Source organism: Viridibacillus sp. FSL H8-0110 (genome assembly GCF_038003565.1).
GTDB classification, from domain to species: Bacteria; Bacillota; Bacilli; order Bacillales_A; family Planococcaceae; genus Viridibacillus; species Viridibacillus arenosi.
In genome coordinates this window covers 3017176-3035163 of record NZ_JBBOPJ010000001.1, presented here as the reverse complement: position 1 = coordinate 3035163, position 17988 = coordinate 3017176, and the positions used below count along the sequence as shown (strand labels likewise).

Genomic DNA, 17988 nt, shown 5'->3' with positions numbered 1-17988 from the left:
TTTAATTTAAATTAAGCTTGCAGTTAAGATTTTTTTTATTTGAATATTTCTTATACTCTTGTTGAATCATTTGAAATAATATTTTATCTTCATATATTTTTAATAGATCATCAATTTTTTGTTTGTATATTACTTCTTTTTCATTACAAGAATATGAATAACAAATAGACATTCGATTATAACAAACTGCTAATGATTGATAAGGAAGTTCTTGTAAATGCTGCTCTAAAAGTCTTTCTAAGTTTGTAAGGGCTTCAACATAGAATCCACTTTTAATATGAATCATCGATAAATTAATTTTTAAAGTTATGGAAAGTCTAACTGCTTCACCAAAGTTCTTGTAAGTTTTTAACCTTTCTAACAGTTTATCTGTAACTTGAACAGCTACATCATTATCAAAAAAGTATAAAATCACATTAATAACTTTTATATCCATTAAGTACCATTGATCATAACGTGATATACGTTTCCAAACAGCAATAACTTTTTCTTGAGCTGTAATTAAGTCTCCTGATGTCTCTAAAATTAATAAAGCCTCACAAATACTTCTAATTTCCTCCAAAAAAATACTCTGGTTGGTTTCTGGCACCGCATTTTGTCTATTCGAGCAGAGAATTCAATTTGCAAATGTCCTAAGTCAATTAAAGAAGGAGTAAGTTTGTAGCAATTTTCTCTTCAATTTTAAAGCTTTTGTTTTCTATGTCATAATCGGTAAAAGGAATTACATGACTAGATTGAGGACTTTGTACAATTAAACTTCATAATTTTGGTTAAAAGTTATAATTTGACATAAAACCGATAGAATGCTATCTTTATTTTGAATTTACTGAAAGTTTAGCGGGATATTTATGAAGAAAATATTTGGTAGTTTAATTGTTTGTTGTTTGGTTTTAATCGCTTCATCCGGTGTGACATTAGCCGCTAATGGCCATACATTCACACCTACTAATTTGGAGGAAAAAGCAACGAGCACAGTAGCACATTCTAAATATGTGAAGGTAGATATTACAATTAAAGATCTTTCAAAACCATATTCTACTTTTTATTATGACCGGTTAGGTTGGAAGGGCACGTTGAATTTTAAATATTGGGTTCTTGGGGGCAACCCACAGTATCTTGCACGCTACGAAGGATATGTATACTGCTCTGGCAACTGTGCTATGCAAGACTAATGTAACAATGAATCTAAAGATAAAATAATCTAGAAAAAGTAGTACAAGCATTTATTCAACCAGTTGTCAGTATTGTACCGACGACTGGTTGTTTAGTTTCACTTGTACAATGAATTCACCAATCAAATCTCTTCATTTCTTTTATGTACTCCATAACTCGTATCGTTAACAATATCCCAAATACCTTTTAACTTCATAATGTTTTGTGGTGTAGATTGCGACAATTCTTCTACAAACCAAAGACGAAGCTCCTTGTTAAGTAAATTTTCTAAAAAGAACTGTTCTTCTAATGCAAACGGATAAGGAACATCCGTTGCACATAATAAAAAGTCAGTAGATACATTAAAGAATTTTGCCAACTTTACTGTAGCGCTGTGGGAGGTTTCAATTTTACCATTTTCTATGCTATTATAATTCTGTCGAGTTGTTTCTAATAATTCAGCCATTTCTCGTTGAGTTAAATCTTTTTTTAATCTCAACTCTCGCAATCGTTCACTGAAAGTCATTAATTTTTCCTCCCCTCATGATATTAATAAAACTCTGCGTCTATTTTAAAAAAAATTTAAAATTACAAATAAAATATTTCAAGTATATAGTATACAGCAATAAAATCACTTTAGGACTTAAAGAATAAAAAAGAAGCTACAATTTGGTGGGGTTTACGCAACAATTGATTAAAGATAGCAATGAAATTGAAAAGGAACTATCGAATTTTTTCTTCTATCATATTACATCTACATAAACAATTCATTGCCACGGCACAGGGCACATATAGACCCTTTCTGTATAACTTTCCGACGAGATGAAGATTCGAGTATTAAAACAGTATTATGTAGCTTTTGAATAAAGTTTGATTAAATTAACTTAATAAACCTTGATAAAAGAGCGAATAGAAAAAGCGTGTTTTGAAAAAAAGACTGAACAAAACACGCTTTTTCTATATTAAATTGAATCATCCTTTTTAAAAAAAGTTTGATAATTTTTGTGAACCTTACTCAATTAAAGCGCCCGACTGTGGTAGATACATTATCCTCAATTACTTCTTTGAATTAAAAAAAGTTCATAATTAACCTCCTCGCATTATTTTTCTTTTAATATTGAATACTTTCGATAAGTTTTATAGAAACTGATACCACAGAAAACAATCATAAGGGTGGGAAGCGACCTCAAAAGGGCAAATGGAGTTTCAAATAAAAATGCTTTCCAAAATAATGCACCTGTCATACTCCAAAGACCTTCAGCTAAATATAAACCTGAATCCTTGTAAAACATATAAGAAAAAGGCAATAACAGTATACCTAAGCCAGATGAATAAACCAGCAATCTTTTATAATAATTGCTCTTTGATTGGCGATCCGAGGAGATTTCATTTTGATCATCATCTTCTTTTTGCCAATATCGAGTTCCACCAAGCCAGGAGTCATTTATATAATTCCAACCGAAGTCTTCGTATATCCCTTTGTAATCTTTAAGCTTTTTCTTTGATAAATAATCTTGATAATCCAGTCGCATCACATATCTCTTGTCGGTTTTTTCGAAAGTGTATATTCATAATTCACTAATATTTGTACAACGATAGCCTTTTTGTAATTGCTCATTCAGCCATCGCTCCTCTTTTTCGATATCAAAAAATATTTTAAATTTCTTCATTCGATTCACTTCCTTCGTACAGGGATAAAATATGCAATAACCTGTTTTGTTCCATTTTCAAAATGGCGCTTCCTTCCGCAGTTATCATTTGGAGTCGATAAGCTTTTAATGTCTGTGGGGAAAAACCTTCAATTCGCTTGTCTGATTCAAATGCCTCCCATGCTTTTGAAAGTAACATTGTTTATACCTCCTAATAATTCATTAATAAAGGGATTATTGCCAACTCTATTGAAATATAGACATATTGATATTTTACTAACGAGGCAGGTTAGTGAAAGGAGGAAATAGAATATTATTTCGCTATGCCCAAAGCAATGGAGGGAAGTAGTATGTTTATAGTTAGAACGGCTATTTTAGGGATTATTATATCAACTATCATTAATGCATATTTAATGACATTACCCTTACCTGTTTTACGAAAAAGAGATTATATGGCTAACTATCTAATTAAACGAAATAATAGGATAGATATACAAAACAAAAGGGAATGTGCAGCATTTTCAACAGCATATGTGTTGCGTCATTTTGGAATGGAGGCCGATGGTGAAGAGTTATATACTAATTTCCCTAATAAAATGAGTTCAGGCAATGTATATCCAAAGGGAATCCGTAGGGTATTAAGAAAAAAGGGATTTAAAACAAACTATTATAAAGGGAATTTAAATACATTAAAGTATGAAGTTAGTAAAGGAACTCCCGTAATTGTTTTTATTAAAGTACATAAGGATCGTAATAATTTGCATTTTGTCCCAGTCGTAGGATATGACAAGGAGTATTTCTACCTTTCAGAATCATTAAGGCATCTGGTGAATTGTAATGATGATAACAATAGCTATAATCGAAAAGTTCCAATTAATGAATTTAAGGAATTGTGGAATGTAAAAAATATTAATATGCTTCTTTATAGCAATACTTATATAACCGTACACACCATACAGAGCTAATATTAATGACGAAGAATTTTATCTGGACACAAAGAAAAAATACAAAACGTTGATGGAGTCTTATTAGTTTTCAATAATCTGGAACTTTTGTTGAAGGTATTTTTACTCTGTCTAGTTGTGCTAACGGAGGCTTTAGTAAGATTGTAGAGCTGTTCAGATAGCTCTGTTTTTCTTATTCAACTAAAGAGGTAGGTTAATACAATGTGCTGTTGCTAAAAAAATCGTTGCCTTTTTACTACTTTTGTAATAATTACCTGCTAAGATCGTAGTATAAAAAGGGGTTATTTGAAATTTCAGTAATATGGGGGCGAATAAATGTTTAGTAAAGACTCAGAGAAGAATAAAGGCTCAAAGAAGAGATTTGAAGAAATCCTTTCAGAAAATGGCGTGGCTAATGGAAACAGAATAATAGTAGATAGGGAAACAGGAATTCACTATTTATTTAGTTGGAGCGGATATGCAGGGGGAATTACCCCACTATTAGATAGTAATGGGAAACCGGTGATAAAACCAAATAATGAATAACACTCTTTATCTTGTTCAACTATAGGGTGCTTTACTTGAAGATCATTGAGTTGCATAGGCAGCTCTTTTTTCTTATTGAACTAACGGGGCAGGTTAGTTGAAGAGTGTTATTTATCTTGTGTTCAACTTTCGGGCCGTATTGCGGAATAGTTGAAAACTTACATATAACAATTGTTTTGTTATATGTAAGTTTATTCTTTATATTCAAGAAGATCACCAGGCTGACAATTTAATGTCTGACAGATTTTTTCTAATGTGGCAAAGCGAATACCACGCGCTTTACCTGTTTTTAGTATTGATAAGTTAACTTGGGTAATACCAATTTTTTCTGCTAACGCTTTTGAAGAAATTTTTCTTTCTAGCATTACTCGATCTAGATTAATTTTTATCATTAGGAGCGCACCTAAATCACATTGTTAGAATCGTCTTGTAAAGATATGCCGTATTTTAAAACCACATAAAGCGTATAAACGATGGATAATAAAAGAATGTTTCCTATTAAACTTGGCCAAGAATCTGAAAAAATATTACTGACATTGTACGCATGTACTTGCGCAAATAACAGCTGACTAATGAAGTCCAAAACGGTAAAGCTAGTGATCGAGATTAATATTAGTTTTAGGTATTTAAGATTTCGAGAAACAAAGAAGTGTTGCTCGTAAATATTACCAATTATTTTACGTAGAGCGTACAGAATGATAAACAAACAAGCAATGATTGCTAGCGCGACTAAGCAAGAAAGTACTAAAAACCATACTGATAGGTTTGTGTTTGAGTTTAAATCTACATACTGTAGCAATTGTTTTTTGACTCCGTTTGGTACTAACAATAAAGCTACAGACGCAAATAATAGCATTAATCCAGCAAACGCACATAAAACTTGACCAATTAGCGAGATAACTGATAAAAATTTTAGTACGGTCTTGGTAAAAAGATTCACTAGTAAAAACCTCCTTATTTTACATATTATTCTAAAACAATAAAGTATTATCGTCAAACAATAATTTTTTTCAAGGATATTCCTGAAGTATAACTCCTAACGGGTCTTTAGTAGAAGATCTTGGAGTTGTTTTTTCTTATTCAACTAAATGGGCAGGGTAGTTAAGAAAAATTCTGGTTAATTGGATTAGGTAACTCTTTTTCTTATTGAACTATACTGTATATATCGTAACGCGATGCAGTATACTCCGAAACGACGTTCTAACGGTATCGATTATATAAAGAAGAATACCTTGTAAAAAATAAATTTATAAAAAGATGCCTAATCATTAAGCTACTCGTTAAAGGAAATTAGAGAAATCATGAAAATGCAAAGTAATACTTTAAATGGCATTGTAAATATAATAATAAAATTGAAAGGAAAACTTTAAGCCTCCGTTCAATTTAAGACCTTCTATCTAACTTGTTACAGACTTCTGATAAAGAGACACACGGCTATTATAAATCATTCCGTGTTATGAAACAGGATGAACAGTAAAAATGTTTAAAGGAGAGAAAAAAATGAGTGTAGAAATTTTTAACGGAGAACGTTCTGAAGAAAGTGTTCAATTTGAAAAATGGTTAATTTCCCAAAGTAATAAAAAAAGTTTTTCTAGTATTGAAAATACCAAACGGTTCGTTAAGCAAAGGGGAACTGAAAATATTCAGCGCTATGTTATTGGGGATGATATTAAATTTTCAAGTGATGTGAAGGAGGAGGCATTCGAAGGAATACAGGTTTTCACTTTAAATGACCAAAAGTCTTTGAAACAAAAAGTTATTTTCTATATACATGGTGGTGCTTGGACGAATCAACCTTTAAATTTACACTGGTTGTTCATGGATAAAATGGCACAATCTTTAAATGCAAAAATTATTGCTCCCATTTATCCTAAAGTACCTCATTTTAACTATAAAGATACCTACCCAAAAATCCTCAACCTATATAAAGCAATTCTTGGAACCATTGAAAGTTCTAATCAATTGACCATCATGGGAGATTCGGCAGGAGGAAATATAACACTTGGTCTGGCCCACCTTTTAAAGATGAACCATTTGCCTCAACCGAAAGATATTATTTTATTATCTGCATGTGTTGATATGGGTTTTAAAAATTCTCTTATACCTGAATATGAAGAAAAAGACCCGATGTTAGCTAGTGAAGGAATGGAGGTAATTACAAAGCTATGGGCAGCTGATAAAAATTTAAATGACCCATTGATTAGTCCAATTTACGGTGACTTTAAAGGACTTGGGAAAATTACTCATTTTATTGGAACACACGAAAGTTTATATCCAGATGCAATAAAATTAGATGAGAAACTAATAGAACAAGGAATTGAAATCAATACCTTTGTTTATCCTAAAATGAATCATGTGTTTGTTGTTATGCCAATCCCTGAAGCCAAAGATGCTCAACAGAAAATTATTAATATAATTAGTAACTAAGTGTTGTTTTATATTTTAATAGGGAAGGTTAGCAGGATTGTGAAGAATTGTACTTAAACTAAAGGGTGCTTTAGTAAAAATCGTTGAGCTGTTCATACAGCTCTTTTTTTATTCAACTAAAGGGGCAGTTTATTTGGAGAAGGTAATGTGAGTTTTTATGTCGCATTTGACACATAATGCGATTCGGATTTTAAACCTATAAAGTCTAAGGCGATTTGGTTTGTGAGTTTTATGGAGTGAATGGGAAAATGTAAAAATTCAAGTTGAGGACTGAAACGAATCAAAAGATTGCTAATACACAGCTTAATTTTTGTTATATTTAAAATAATTTCGTATCGCTACATTCTATATTATAATATGGAATATTATGTAATGGTTATACAGGGTTTATTGAGATTTTTAGAATACGATTCTTATATAAAAAGGAAATGGTTTACTTGAATTATTTTATGTACATAGCATGTATGCTTATATGGGGATTGAATTTTATAGCCGTTAAAATTCAAGGAACAGAAGTTCCGTTAGAAGCCTCATTATTATACAGATCAATTATTGCATTTGTTCTTTTCTACATATTGTTGAAGATAAAGAAAATAAAGATTCTAAAAGCAAATGTTAACTTTTTAACAGTTATTGGCTTCGGCGTCTGTAACTTTGCAATAAGTTATTTATTACTGTACTACGGTACGATTTATAGTACGGCTGCTTTAGTAACGTTAATCTTTTCTTTAAAAGCTATTATCACACCCATTTTTCTAAGCATCGTTTTTAAAACAAAACTAGAACGTAAAATATACCTAGGAGGTTCGCTAGGCTTACTAAGCGTAATCATTATTTTATATTCAGATATTCATACTATTTCTTCAAACTTTATTTTAGGAATTATTTTGGCTTTCGTTGGAACGGTTATCACGTCAGTTGGTGATACCTTGTCTTATTATAATAATAAAAAGCAAATTGAGCCGATTACAGCTAACACCATTGGAATGTTTTCAGCAATTATTTTAATAACACTGATAACGTTAGTAAGTGGAAAAGACATTAGTTTACCAAGTTCTTTAAATTATTGGATTGGATTACTCTATTTAGCTATTTTAGCTTCATTTGTAGCGTGGTTATTTTATTTATATTTGATTAAAAATATGGGTGCTGCTGAAAGTAGTTATATGGTCGCAATGTTCCCAGCAATTGGAGGCTTTGCAAGCGTTATGATGGGAGAATCAACTCTTTCTATTAATCTGATTATAGGAATAATACTAGCAATGTTAGGGGCTTATATTGCATTGGCAAAAAAAGTAACCCGTGAACCTTAGAATTTTCAGTTCTATTTTTATCAAACAGCACAAAGCCAAGCTTCCCAAAGCGAGATTGGGGAAGCTTTTAATAGACATTGTAAATCCGCATAAATCTGACGAGACTCCTAATAAGTGGAATTAGGGGGAAACAAGATGTGCGTTTTTAAAGTGAAATCTATAACATATAGTCCAGTTCCTAAATCCATCAAGAAATTGGGTAGATATGAAAAAGTTTAACCGTTCTTATTCAACTAACGGGTGCTCTAGTTCGATAAGAACTTACACAACAACAACCAGTCAATTTAAAGTGATAGAGTTTGTTACAGCGAATCTCAACATAATTGAAAACAATGCTATCATTACTATTCCATTTTTCAATATTGTTTACGAAGCAATAGATCAAAAAGAATTGCTTCTACTTTGCCTCTAGGGACAGCTTTGCAGGTAGTGTCCCTAATACACAAAATCTCGGTAAATCCTTAGCGTATAGGATAGCGGTATTTTTTCTTCAGTATGTTGCTTAGCTTATATTTTCGTTTATATATTTGCGGTTGTAGTTATGTGAAAAAGTTTGATTTTTTATGGGTTATTTATATAGATATCGCTATAAAGATTGTGAAGAAATATATTTAAATTAACGGGGCAGGTTAGTTGAATAAGAAGGAATATTAAGTTATTTTAAACAGATATACAAAGTGGAATTTTATATTTCATCACTATATTGAATGAATATTTAAAAGATATTGTGCAGTAAGAGAGGTGAAAGTAGAGAGAGGAAAGGAAAAAGGCCACTTACAAATAGAAAGGGACCTATGTACCAAAAAAGGTGGGTAGTAAAGTTAAATTACTTCACACTATAAAGTATGATGTAAAAGTAGTTTTGATTAGCCAAATGCCTTCGATATAGCATTGGAAAATATTTTTATTTCATCTTCCTTTTGAATTGTTTTAACTCATATATTATATAGTCTATCTGCTGTTGCATGTTGTCTAACTGTTTTGATTGTTCATCCGAATTTTGAGAACCTTGATTACTTGATTTTTCTAAAGCTTCTAGTGCAAGACCAGCAGCAACAGCTTGTAAACCATCACCTAATGTAGAAATAGAGGCCCCAATAAATGCAAGTCTAGCAATCTGAATATCTTGTGAGTCAGAGGATTGTTTTAAATTATTTTTATTTTCATTCATTTTTTATCCCCCTTACCATCATTGTAAAAAAGTGAATTGTCTTAACTGCATCATATGTATCTTTCTTAATAAAGGTGAGGGCGTTGAAAAAAATAATTTTGTTTATAATTAAGTTCAAATAAAAAAGAGTAGTGTATACAGACGCTTCTGTACAAAGACTTACTGAACACTTTGAGGTAATTATTATATAAGGTAATCCACTATTTATTACGAGTGTTTAAGAATTTGTAGAGAATCATACTTTAACTAACGAGGTGCTTTAGTAAAAGATCTTTGAGCTGTTAAGACAGCTCTTTTTTTCTTCAACTAACGGGGCAGTTTAGTTGAAGAAAGGAGCTTAAATGACTTCACTATTATACGGGATAATCTCCGTGTAACTCGCTTAGCTGATGAACTATAACTAAAATAAAAAGACAACTTAAGAAGAACACCAATTAAACGAATTTACTATATACAGTACAGATAATTGTGTGCTAATTCAAGCGACAGTAACCCCTTTACCACATGGAAAGAGGGTTTTGTAAGATGATGCAACAACTTAATTTAATGAATATAATTTCCCTCTTATATATTTCGCCCGTGCTTCAATAAAATTCAATATATACTCTGGTTCCTTATCAAATAAATGGATATCGTCTTTTTTATAAGGATCTTTTTGAATATAAGGTCTTATTAAATCATGCATACCTTGTATTTTCGGTTTCAAATAGTCTACATTAAATTGGTTGTTTAAAATAACTTCTAGCAAGTTTTTGTATTGACGTCGAAATGTTTTTACGTCTAGTATTCTTGCGGTAAGCGTATTAAATCCTTCGATTCGTAAATAGTCTTCCTCCATCACTTTCCCGTTTACATCCCTTCCCCAAGTTGCATCGTAATCCCACGGGATGACTTCGAATAGCCTAGTTTCGCTATTTTGGTATAATGCGTAATTATGAACAAAACCATCAAAATTTTGGGTGAGAACAACGCCAGCCAACCAGCTAAGATACTGATTAACATTGAGGTATTTCATAATTTCATTTTCAAATTCAGCTTTTGAAATGGTATTAATTTCAATAATCATTTTTTGCAAATGAAATTCATCTTGTTCTGTCCCATATTTTAGTTCATAGCCAACCTTAAGTGATTTCTTTATATCTTTATCAAGATCACTCATCAACGAAAAGTTAGCATCGCCATCAACCGCATAGAATATTGGTCCTTGCGGTAGTTGTCGATTCTTAAGGAAATGCTCATCCACTGATTCTAATTCCAAATAAAGCCCCTCATTTTTCCCATTCAATTTCAAATTTACAAATTGGGACTTTGGCGATAAGCACCCTATTTCATTGAAAAAATCGAGCGATAGTTTATTTCTTAATAGAGAAGGATCTTTAAATTCTGCGTTGATATGAATTTCTTTGGTATTTCTATACGTACTTGGCTTATTAAACGAAATGTGATACGACTTCTTTCGAAAATCCCGGATATGGGAGCCACGATAAGCGATATCAATATCATACTTTCTTTTGTTAATCGTTAGCTTGGCAGAGATAGGATCGTCACACCATATATCTTTCCTAAGTTCACTTAAATCTAAAGGATGAATAAAAAGCTGATATTCAGGTATTATTATGCCATTATCCACGCGAATTCTTTCCTTTCCTTTATAAATTATTCGTATAAAACGAAAATGTAAGATTCCACAAAAAGATATAGAGTTTATATTTCGTAAACTATGCGATTGTCTCTAACATCTTTAGAACAACCTCATATATTACGATTAGGGAAAGAAAAGTGCAGAGGCATGGGTTTGATTCTTTTTTTAAAGGAATCTACCTTCTTTCTCTAATAAAGATGAAAGGAGGTTTGAATATGTCACTTATACAGAATGCAGTAGAAATGGCTAACAACTCAGGGTTAGGTCACTTCATGTACCAGGATCCTATTAGTAACCAGCGACGCACGAGCAGGGTACGTCGAACTTCACGAAAACAACGACGCACGAGCAGGGTACGTCGAACTTCACGAAAACAACGATGCACGAGCAGAGTACGTCGAACTTCACGAAAACAGCGACGTACGAGCAGAGTACGTCGAACTTCACGAAAACAACGACGCACGAGCAGGGTACGTCGAACTTCACGAAACCAACGATGCACGAGTAGGGTACGTCGAACTTCACGAAACCAACGATGCACGAGCAGGGTACGTCGAACTTCACGAAAACAGCGACGCACGAGCAGAGTACGTCGAACTTCACGAAAACAGCGACGCACGAGCAGGGTACGTCGAACTTCACGAAACCAACGACGCAAGAGCGGTAACTCCATTTGGAATGACTTATTATTTTAAAAACTTCAGGCGATTTTTCGCTATCTGAAGAGTGTGTCACTTAATGTTATTCAATGGACTATTGAGTGCGTCTGTATATAAAGTTAACTAGTTTATACTAGTTAACTTTGTCTGTGTTATTCCTATCGAAGTCCAAGGTTGAAAGAATAGTGAATGGTCAGCTGGGGGTGGGTTCAGTCTGATCTTTTCATTTATGTATATTCTTCTGGATGAATTGTTATCGTTGTGTATTACATAGCATCTATCAGAATTGTTTAAATCACTGTAGCCTATCCACTTTTCTCGTTCAAACCAGAAATTTTAAAAAGGATTTCTTGAACGGCTTGAACCGTCACGGGATCCTCCTATTCCATTGTATCTAGGCAAAACTAGGAAACCTTCCGTTTTCAAAACGAGGAAAAAATTGGGGTCTAAAAACGTGAAACAGTTGATGTCCTACAATAAAGTGCATTGGATTTAACACTTTTCACCTCCCTTCTTAGGGTATAGTAAAGGATATGTTTAATTAATGAAGAGGCTTAGACTAAGACCCATATTTGAGATTTTTGCATGGAACGATTTTGGAATGTTCCGCAAATCGCCACCTATACAACTACTCTCCAATTGGCATCTAGAACCAAGTATTCATTACCATGTCTGTTGTCATGTAAACTAAAAATGTATACGATTTCGATTGTAGTTGAAAATTCTTCCTGAAATAAGGGGCAGCATTCCTGTAATAAATAAAACTAAAGAAGGTATGCATATAGAAGAAATAAATATTAAGATTGTGAATTATTACACTTAAACTAACGCGGCAGTTTAGTAAAAGAAGAAAATTAAATTTTAAATTGTTATGGATATTATGGGACTGACCCCCGTATATAAGGCAGAGGTAAAAAAGCATTTATCCAACCAGTTGTCTTTATTGTACCGGAGACTGGTTGTTAAGTTTGGTTTGAATTTGGATATAGTTATAATACTTTATATAGACTTTTAGACAGTTTGTTCTACGATTGCCGTCGTAGAATAAACTGTCTAAGTAGAATGTTTCAGACTTTAATGCAAAATGAAACGATTCGACGGGGGCATTATCAGCGGGCGTACCTTTACAGGACATGCACATGATAATGCCTTTTCCTTTAACAGCATGTTGATAGCCATAAGATATGTAAACCAAACCTTGGTCACTGTGCAGGGTACACCTTTCGGGCAAAGCATCTAGTTGAGATAAGGTATTCTTCAAAATGAAATCAGTATCTGACAATCACCAATCGAATAGGCGATAATCTCTCTATTATATAAATCTTGAATACTTGAAAGATACAATTGTATCTGACCAAATGGCAAGTAAGTTATATCGGTTACGAGCTTTTGTAAAGGTACAGTTGCCTTAAGGTTCAATAAATTAGCTGCGATATAGTAGAGTTGTCCAGTTTGTTTCCGTTTTTTCACCTTCACTCGACATTGCCAACCGTATTTTTGCATAATACGCTGTACGACTTTATGAATCACTCGTATTTCTTTAAAACAATAGCTGCATTATGACCTCCGAAACCAAATGAGTTAGAAAGCCCCGTATTTATTTTCACTTGGCGAGCAACAGATGTTACATAATCTAGATCACATAATGGATCAGGGTTTTCTAAGTTAATTGTTGGAGGAACTATCCCTTCCTTTAAACTTATCGCTAAAGCAATTGCTTCAACTCCACCAGCTGCCCCTAACATATGACCAAGCATAGATTTATTAGCTGTAACTGGTATTTGATAAGCTTGTTTTCCAAACAACTGCTTAATAGCCATCGTTTCAGAGATGTCCCCCACTTTTGTACTTGTTGCATGAGCACTTATAACATCAATTTCTTCAGGCGATATATTGGCATTTTTTAAAGCTGTTCTCATTGCAAGATAGGCACCTTTACCTTCCGGATGTGTAGCCACGATATGGTGTGCGTCAGAACTTGCACCATATCCAATAACTTCTGCATATATCTTTGCCTCTCTACATAAAGCATGAGATAAAGATTCTAAGATTAGAATTCCAGCTCCTTCTGACATGACAAATCCATCTCGATTCTCATCAAATGGACGACTAGCTATAGTGGGATCATCGTTTCTTGTTGATAATGCTGTAGCATTACCAAAGCTTGCTATTGATAAGTCTGTTATAGCTGCCTCTGTTCCACCCGCAAACATAACGTCAACTTCTCCAGAACGAATTAGTCTAAAGGCTTCTCCGATAGCTGTATTTCCGATTGCACAAGCAGAAACAGGCGACATAGAAGGGCCCATCGCTTTCCACTTGATACTAATTTGTGCTGCTGCAGCATTAGAAATCATAGCAGGTACTAGAGTTGGGCTGACTCTTCTTGGCCCTTTCTGCCTAAGCGCATCAATATTTTCAATCAAGGTTTCAATTCCTCCTATCCCTGAACCTACGTATACGCCTAGCCTTTCTACATCTATAAGATCGAGGTCTAACTTAGAATCTGCCCAGGCTTGTTCAGCTGCAACCAAAGCAAATTGAGAAAAACGATCTAAGCGTATTGCTTCTTTCTTTCCTAAAACTTCGTCTGCATTAAAATCTTGTACGATACCTGCAATTTTTGTCTTATGATCAGTAACATCAAATGTATTAATAGAGGATATACCAGATTCCCCGTTAATCAGATTGTTCCAAAATGTTTTGATGTTGTTTCCTATAGGAGAAACAACGCCCATACCGGTAATTACAACTCTTTCCAATTTTCATTCCTCCAAGTCAATAATATACTTGTATTTTACATCCTTATTATCCTATTACAAGTGATTGTTTATCCTGGTATAATGAATACTAGGTTAAATTGATAAGATGAGGAGTTTTAAAAATGAATGATAAAACTAGGCTTTTAGCTTTGTCGACATTCTTAAAAGCTAAGCGAGCCCAAATTAAGCCAGAGTCTATTGGTTTACCTGCCGGAACCCGGAGAAGGACACCTGGGTTACGAAGAGAAGAGGTTGCACAATTAGCAGGTGTAAGTACCACTTGGTATACATGGCTAGAGCAAGGAAGAGATATTAAAGTCTCTTCAAGCGTACTTGATTGTATTTCTACAGCTTTGCAATTAAGTATTGATGAAAAAGACTACTTATACGATTTGGCATTAGAAGTAAAATCGGAAATTACAAACCTAAAAAAGAATCAATCAGAGCTTAGCCCTTCTTTAAAACGAATATTAGCTGAATTAACATATTGTCCGACTATCATTACCGACCGACATTGCCATATTGTGGGTTGGAATCCTGCAGCTGCTCATGTTTTTTTAGATTTTGAACAAATACCGAATAATCAAAGAAATTTGATTCGTTTAGTGTTCACTAGAAAAGAATTTAAAGCATTGGCCGTCAATTGGGAACATTTTGCGAAAGGTTTTCTAGCTATTTTCCGTACCTATTATGGACATTATTTAGGCGATGAATGGTACAACCAATTTATTGAAGAAATGAATCACTTACATTCGGAATTCCAGGATTTATGGCAAGAAAGTCAAGTGAGTAAGGCTCCAGAAATGATAATTGAATTCAGACATGCAAAGGCAGGCAAAATGTTGTTTAATTTAACTTCTCTTCAAGTTCAAGGTGATATGGATTTACGGTGCAGTGTCTATACACCAGTAGAGGAAACAGAAACAGAAAATAAATTAAAGCGTTTAATGAAGAGGGTTTCCGCTGAATAATACTAAAGTAATTTCATTTCTACAGCAAAATGATACTCATTACTGAACGAAGTGATTATTCCTTGGGAAAAAGAGTTAACTTTATCACAAAAAATCAAGAAGAACTTCAAGAAGAGTTTACCAAAGCCAATGTCAAAATAGTCCGTTCAATAGATAATACTGATTACAATAATAAAGAATTTGTAATTGAAGATATAGATGGGAGATGGATTGGATTCGGGATTAAAGTCAGTTAAAATAGAAAAGTTAAGTTTGTGAAAGAATGTACTTAAACTAACGGGCGCTTTAGTTTAAGGTCAATGAACTGCATAGACGACGCTTTTTATATAACGCAGTAGTTTAGTACTTAAACCATAATGAGTAAAAACAATAAGGGGGAAACGAATATGACAACGAGAAATAAGGATTTGTCACTAGAACAATGTGAGGAACTACTCAGAACTTTGAAAGCCCGTTTTGAGAAAAACATGAAACGCCATAAAGGTCTTGAATGGGCTAAAGTACAAGAAAAGCTCGAAGCTTCTACAGAAAAACTGTGGTCGCTTAATGAAATGGAAGAAACTGGCGGTGAACCGGATGTTGTTGGCCATGATAACAAGACGGGCGAATACATTTTTTCTGATTGTTCAGCGGAAAGTCCTAAAGGTCGCAGAAGTGTTTGTTACGACCGTGAAGCACTGGAGTCAAGAAAAAAACACAAACCAGAAAATAACGCTATTGATATGGCAACTGCCATGGGTATTGAACTTTTAACGGAAGAAAAATACCGAGAGCTGCAGAAACTTGAAAATTTCGATATGAAAACGTCGAGCTGGGTGCAAACACCTGCTAATATTAGAAAACTCGGCGGGGCAATCTTTTGTGATCATCGCTACGATACTGTCTTTGTGTACCACAATGGAGCAGAATCCTACTATGCTGCAAGGGGCTTCCGTGGCTCGCTAAGAGTGTAAATTTTGCATAGACAGCTATAATTGAACTTGAGAATGGATAACCTGGGGAAAGGCTTTAATTTTATTCTTCAACTACTGTGTACTTTTGTTAAAAATTCGATTTACAAATATCAAAACAAAAAACAGAGTAGAATCTACACATTTTGTAGATTAACTCTGTTTCTATGTTGGAACAGCTGTAGCTTTGTAAAAAAGATTGATCGTTTATAATAAAGTTTGATAGAAATCACCTCTTAAGTTATTCTTTGAGGTGATTTTTTTATGGATATTTATGTTGAAATTAATGTTAAGCTTGTGAAGAAATGTACTTCAACTAACAGGGAAGGTTAATGAAATACTATAAATGAACGTGTATTATTGAATGGATTTTTAATAACCTTGGCTGTATTAATCTTATTTGTGGATTACAAAGTAAATTTTCATTTTGACGGTGGTTATACAACAGAGTATGTACCCGTTTACGATTACATCGTTTCTATACTTCGTTATAGTATAATGGGTGCCTTGGTAGGAACGTTTGTAGGTTGGGCGTTAACGAACAATAAAGTTGTTACATTTTTAAAAAAGCAGTTCAAAAATGATTAAGTCGTAAAAAAACAAAATAAATACATAATACATTTTTTGTAAGGAAGATATGAGCCGAAGATTAGGCATGAGGGTATTGGAAGGTACAAAAGATATTGACGAATATTTTATTGCGTATACTGTTAAAACTTGAGGAAATGATTAGGAACTACGTTACTCTAAAGTGGCTTTATGCAATAAAGTGAATGACGAAGTAAAATGCGACTAGGGTAGAAAATAATAAAGAGCGATAGCCAAATGATAAACAATGGCCGTCGCTCTTTTTGTATTATTTGGGTTTTTATCTTTGAAATTTGTGATGGCATTTTGATGCCTTAATTAAGATAAACAAGCTGTGCGACCTTCCTTCACTTCTACTAATGTTAGTATGTTTTTAATATTTATAAACTTACTTGACATAACTAGATAATTAAAATATACTAAGTTACGAAAAGTAAGCAAAATAGATATGGAGGATTTAAATTATGCAACAGATTGGACAAGTTTTTTTACGAGTGATTTTAGGCGGGTTATTTGCCATCCATGGTTTTATGAAATTCCAAGGAGGCATTTCAAATATAGTCGGATACTTTGATAGCTTAAGTATTCCAGGCTTTATAGCATATTTTGTTGCAATCGTTGAACTCGTTGGGGGAGTAGCCATGATATTGGGCCTAGGTAGCAGAATTATCGGGGCATTATTTGCATTCATTATGTTAGGTGCCATCATGACAGCAAAATGGTCTTTAGGCTTGTTAGGAGCTGATGGTATCGCTGGCTATGAATTTGAGTTAGCTTTACTGGCAATGTCAGTGTACTTTGTTTTTGCAACACCAACACAACTTTCTGTGGATGCTTTATTGAAATCTAAAAAATAATAAGATGAGGTATTCAAATGATAAAGAGTGATAGCCGATGATGGCCGTCACTCTTTTTGTTTTACACTTTAGGGTTTTTATCTTAAACAATTGTGGTGCCGAAAATAAATGTACTTAGAATTATTACAATATATTTTTTAGCAAATATTACGGTAAAGATAAGTTTGACGCGTGATCAAATTATATCCAAACACCACAAATTATATTATGTGTTACATGAAATGATGGGTGAACTATACATGATAAGATAAAAATTGTCAATTGATTGTCGAATAAGCAAATGTTTTGTTGGGGAAAGTACATTATAATAGTATTAGATAGAAAATTATAAAGATTGCATCTCATTACCTTCAACAC

Annotated in this window: 18 protein-coding genes and 3 pseudogenes; 11 read left to right on the top strand and 10 right to left on the bottom strand. The window is 33.4% G+C overall.

The genetic code is table 11. The features are described from left to right. Position 1 precedes the first annotated feature (1 nt). Entirely contained in the window at positions 2 to 562 is a 561-nt protein-coding gene (locus MHH98_RS15175) for a hypothetical protein (RefSeq protein WP_340713170.1), read from the bottom strand. 286 nt (positions 563 to 848) lie between these two features. Here MHH98_RS15175 and MHH98_RS15170 point away from each other — a divergent pair, with 286 nt between their 5' ends. Then, on the top strand, positions 849 to 1172 hold the full coding sequence (locus MHH98_RS15170; protein ID WP_038190409.1) for a hypothetical protein: 324 nt from the start codon (positions 849 to 851) through the stop codon (positions 1170 to 1172). Positions 1173 to 1294: 122 nt separating this feature from the next. Here the strand turns inward: MHH98_RS15170 and MHH98_RS15165 are convergent, their stop codons facing one another. The 3 genes and pseudogenes from MHH98_RS15165 to MHH98_RS15155 all read right to left on the bottom strand — a co-directional run. Next, entirely contained in the window at positions 1295 to 1678 is a 384-nt protein-coding gene (locus tag MHH98_RS15165) for a helix-turn-helix domain-containing protein (protein WP_340713169.1), read from the bottom strand. A 574-nt stretch (positions 1679 to 2252) separates the two neighbouring features. Beyond that, positions 2253 to 2822, bottom strand: a pseudogene (locus MHH98_RS15160) (DUF2812 domain-containing protein). Next, positions 2809 to 2919 (bottom strand): annotated as a pseudogene (locus tag MHH98_RS15155) (PadR family transcriptional regulator); the annotation flags it as partial. The pseudogenes MHH98_RS15160 and MHH98_RS15155, both read right to left, overlap by 14 nt. Positions 2920 to 3151: 232 nt before the next feature. Between MHH98_RS15155 and MHH98_RS15150 the strand changes: the two are divergent. Together MHH98_RS15150 and MHH98_RS15145 are read left to right on the top strand one after the other, a co-directional pair. After that, positions 3152 to 3766 (top strand): cysteine peptidase family C39 domain-containing protein, encoded by a 615-nt coding sequence (locus tag MHH98_RS15150; protein WP_038190407.1) that lies wholly within the window; start codon positions 3152 to 3154, stop codon positions 3764 to 3766. Positions 3767 to 4081: 315 nt separating this feature from the next. After that, a complete protein-coding gene (locus MHH98_RS15145; protein ID WP_038190406.1) occupies positions 4082 to 4291 on the top strand; it encodes a DUF6440 family protein in 210 nt (69 codons plus the stop codon). A 191-nt stretch (positions 4292 to 4482) separates the two neighbouring features. On the opposite strand, the gene MHH98_RS15140 is transcribed toward MHH98_RS15145, so the two are convergent. Further along, positions 4483 to 4683 (bottom strand): helix-turn-helix domain-containing protein, encoded by a 201-nt coding sequence (locus tag MHH98_RS15140; protein ID WP_038190405.1) that lies wholly within the window; start codon positions 4681 to 4683, stop codon positions 4483 to 4485. 11 nt (positions 4684 to 4694) lie between these two features. After that, a complete protein-coding gene (locus tag MHH98_RS15135; protein WP_076065149.1) occupies positions 4695 to 5231 on the bottom strand; it encodes a DUF2975 domain-containing protein in 537 nt (178 codons plus the stop codon). Between the two features lie 560 nt (positions 5232 to 5791). On the opposite strand from MHH98_RS15135, the gene MHH98_RS15130 reads away from it, so the two are divergent. Continuing rightward, positions 5792 to 6718, top strand: a complete 927-nt coding sequence (locus tag MHH98_RS15130) for an alpha/beta hydrolase fold domain-containing protein (RefSeq protein ID WP_038190403.1) — start codon at positions 5792 to 5794, stop codon at positions 6716 to 6718. A 437-nt stretch (positions 6719 to 7155) separates the two neighbouring features. Beyond that, the gene (locus MHH98_RS15125) at positions 7156 to 8031 is read left to right on the top strand and encodes a DMT family transporter (protein WP_038190401.1); all 876 of its coding nucleotides are present in this window, start codon (positions 7156 to 7158) and stop codon (positions 8029 to 8031) included. 904 nt (positions 8032 to 8935) lie between these two features. Here the strand turns inward: MHH98_RS15125 and MHH98_RS15120 are convergent. Further along, complete coding sequence (locus MHH98_RS15120; RefSeq protein ID WP_038190398.1) at positions 8936 to 9202, bottom strand: hypothetical protein; 267 nt, start codon at positions 9200 to 9202, stop codon at positions 8936 to 8938. Positions 9203 to 9740: 538 nt separating this feature from the next. Further along, complete coding sequence (locus MHH98_RS15115; protein WP_038190393.1) at positions 9741 to 10832, bottom strand: CotH kinase family protein; 1092 nt, start codon at positions 10830 to 10832, stop codon at positions 9741 to 9743. A 227-nt stretch (positions 10833 to 11059) separates the two neighbouring features. Between MHH98_RS15115 and MHH98_RS15110 the strand changes: the two genes are divergently transcribed. Next, positions 11060 to 11539, top strand: coding sequence for a CotG/ExsB N-terminal domain-containing protein (locus MHH98_RS15110; RefSeq protein WP_143690970.1), 480 nt, complete (start codon positions 11060 to 11062; stop codon positions 11537 to 11539). Positions 11540 to 12443: 904 nt separating this feature from the next. Here the strand turns inward: MHH98_RS15110 and MHH98_RS15105 are convergent. After that, positions 12444 to 13045, bottom strand: a pseudogene (locus MHH98_RS15105) (IS3 family transposase); the annotation flags it as partial. Continuing rightward, a complete protein-coding gene (gene fabF / locus MHH98_RS15100; RefSeq protein ID WP_340713167.1) occupies positions 13030 to 14265 on the bottom strand; it encodes a beta-ketoacyl-ACP synthase II in 1236 nt (411 codons plus the stop codon). The pseudogene MHH98_RS15105 and the gene fabF, both read right to left, overlap by 16 nt. Positions 14266 to 14387: 122 nt before the next feature. Between fabF and MHH98_RS15095 the strand changes: the two genes are divergently transcribed. From MHH98_RS15095 to MHH98_RS15075, 5 genes are all read left to right on the top strand, one after another. Next, on the top strand, positions 14388 to 15236 hold the full coding sequence (locus MHH98_RS15095; protein WP_038190386.1) for a helix-turn-helix transcriptional regulator: 849 nt from the start codon (positions 14388 to 14390) through the stop codon (positions 15234 to 15236). 62 nt (positions 15237 to 15298) lie between these two features. Next, complete coding sequence (locus tag MHH98_RS15090; RefSeq protein ID WP_235175775.1) at positions 15299 to 15472, top strand: hypothetical protein; 174 nt, start codon at positions 15299 to 15301, stop codon at positions 15470 to 15472. Positions 15473 to 15622: 150 nt separating this feature from the next. Next, entirely contained in the window at positions 15623 to 16189 is a 567-nt protein-coding gene (locus tag MHH98_RS15085) for a DUF4256 domain-containing protein (RefSeq protein WP_038190384.1), read from the top strand. Positions 16190 to 16567: 378 nt separating this feature from the next. Continuing rightward, positions 16568 to 16774, top strand: a complete 207-nt coding sequence (locus tag MHH98_RS15080; protein WP_246832098.1) for a hypothetical protein — start codon at positions 16568 to 16570, stop codon at positions 16772 to 16774. A 464-nt stretch (positions 16775 to 17238) separates the two neighbouring features. Further along, positions 17239 to 17631 carry a DoxX family protein gene (locus MHH98_RS15075; RefSeq protein ID WP_038190382.1) on the top strand — a complete coding sequence of 131 codons (393 nt, stop codon included), beginning with the start codon at positions 17239 to 17241 and terminating at the stop codon, positions 17629 to 17631. Positions 17632 to 17988 lie beyond the last annotated feature (357 nt).

Excerpts from the sequence above, each read along its gene's own strand:
- MHH98_RS15170 (WP_038190409.1), top strand. The coding sequence starts at position 849 with ATGAAGAAAATATTTGGTAGTTTAATTGTTTGTTGTTTGGTTTTAATC.
- MHH98_RS15165 (WP_340713169.1), bottom strand. The coding sequence starts at position 1,678 with ATGACTTTCAGTGAACGATTGCGAGAGTTGAGATTAAAAAAAGATTTA.
- MHH98_RS15150 (WP_038190407.1), top strand. The coding sequence starts at position 3,152 with ATGTTTATAGTTAGAACGGCTATTTTAGGGATTATTATATCAACTATC.
- MHH98_RS15145 (WP_038190406.1), top strand. The coding sequence starts at position 4,082 with ATGTTTAGTAAAGACTCAGAGAAGAATAAAGGCTCAAAGAAGAGATTT.
- MHH98_RS15140 (WP_038190405.1), bottom strand. The coding sequence starts at position 4,683 with ATGATAAAAATTAATCTAGATCGAGTAATGCTAGAAAGAAAAATTTCT.
- MHH98_RS15130 (WP_038190403.1), top strand. The coding sequence starts at position 5,792 with ATGAGTGTAGAAATTTTTAACGGAGAACGTTCTGAAGAAAGTGTTCAA.
- MHH98_RS15120 (WP_038190398.1), bottom strand. The coding sequence starts at position 9,202 with ATGAATGAAAATAAAAATAATTTAAAACAATCCTCTGACTCACAAGAT.
- MHH98_RS15110 (WP_143690970.1), top strand. The coding sequence starts at position 11,060 with ATGTCACTTATACAGAATGCAGTAGAAATGGCTAACAACTCAGGGTTA.
- MHH98_RS15095 (WP_038190386.1), top strand. The coding sequence starts at position 14,388 with ATGAATGATAAAACTAGGCTTTTAGCTTTGTCGACATTCTTAAAAGCT.
- MHH98_RS15085 (WP_038190384.1), top strand. The coding sequence starts at position 15,623 with ATGACAACGAGAAATAAGGATTTGTCACTAGAACAATGTGAGGAACTA.
- MHH98_RS15075 (WP_038190382.1), top strand. The coding sequence starts at position 17,239 with ATGCAACAGATTGGACAAGTTTTTTTACGAGTGATTTTAGGCGGGTTA.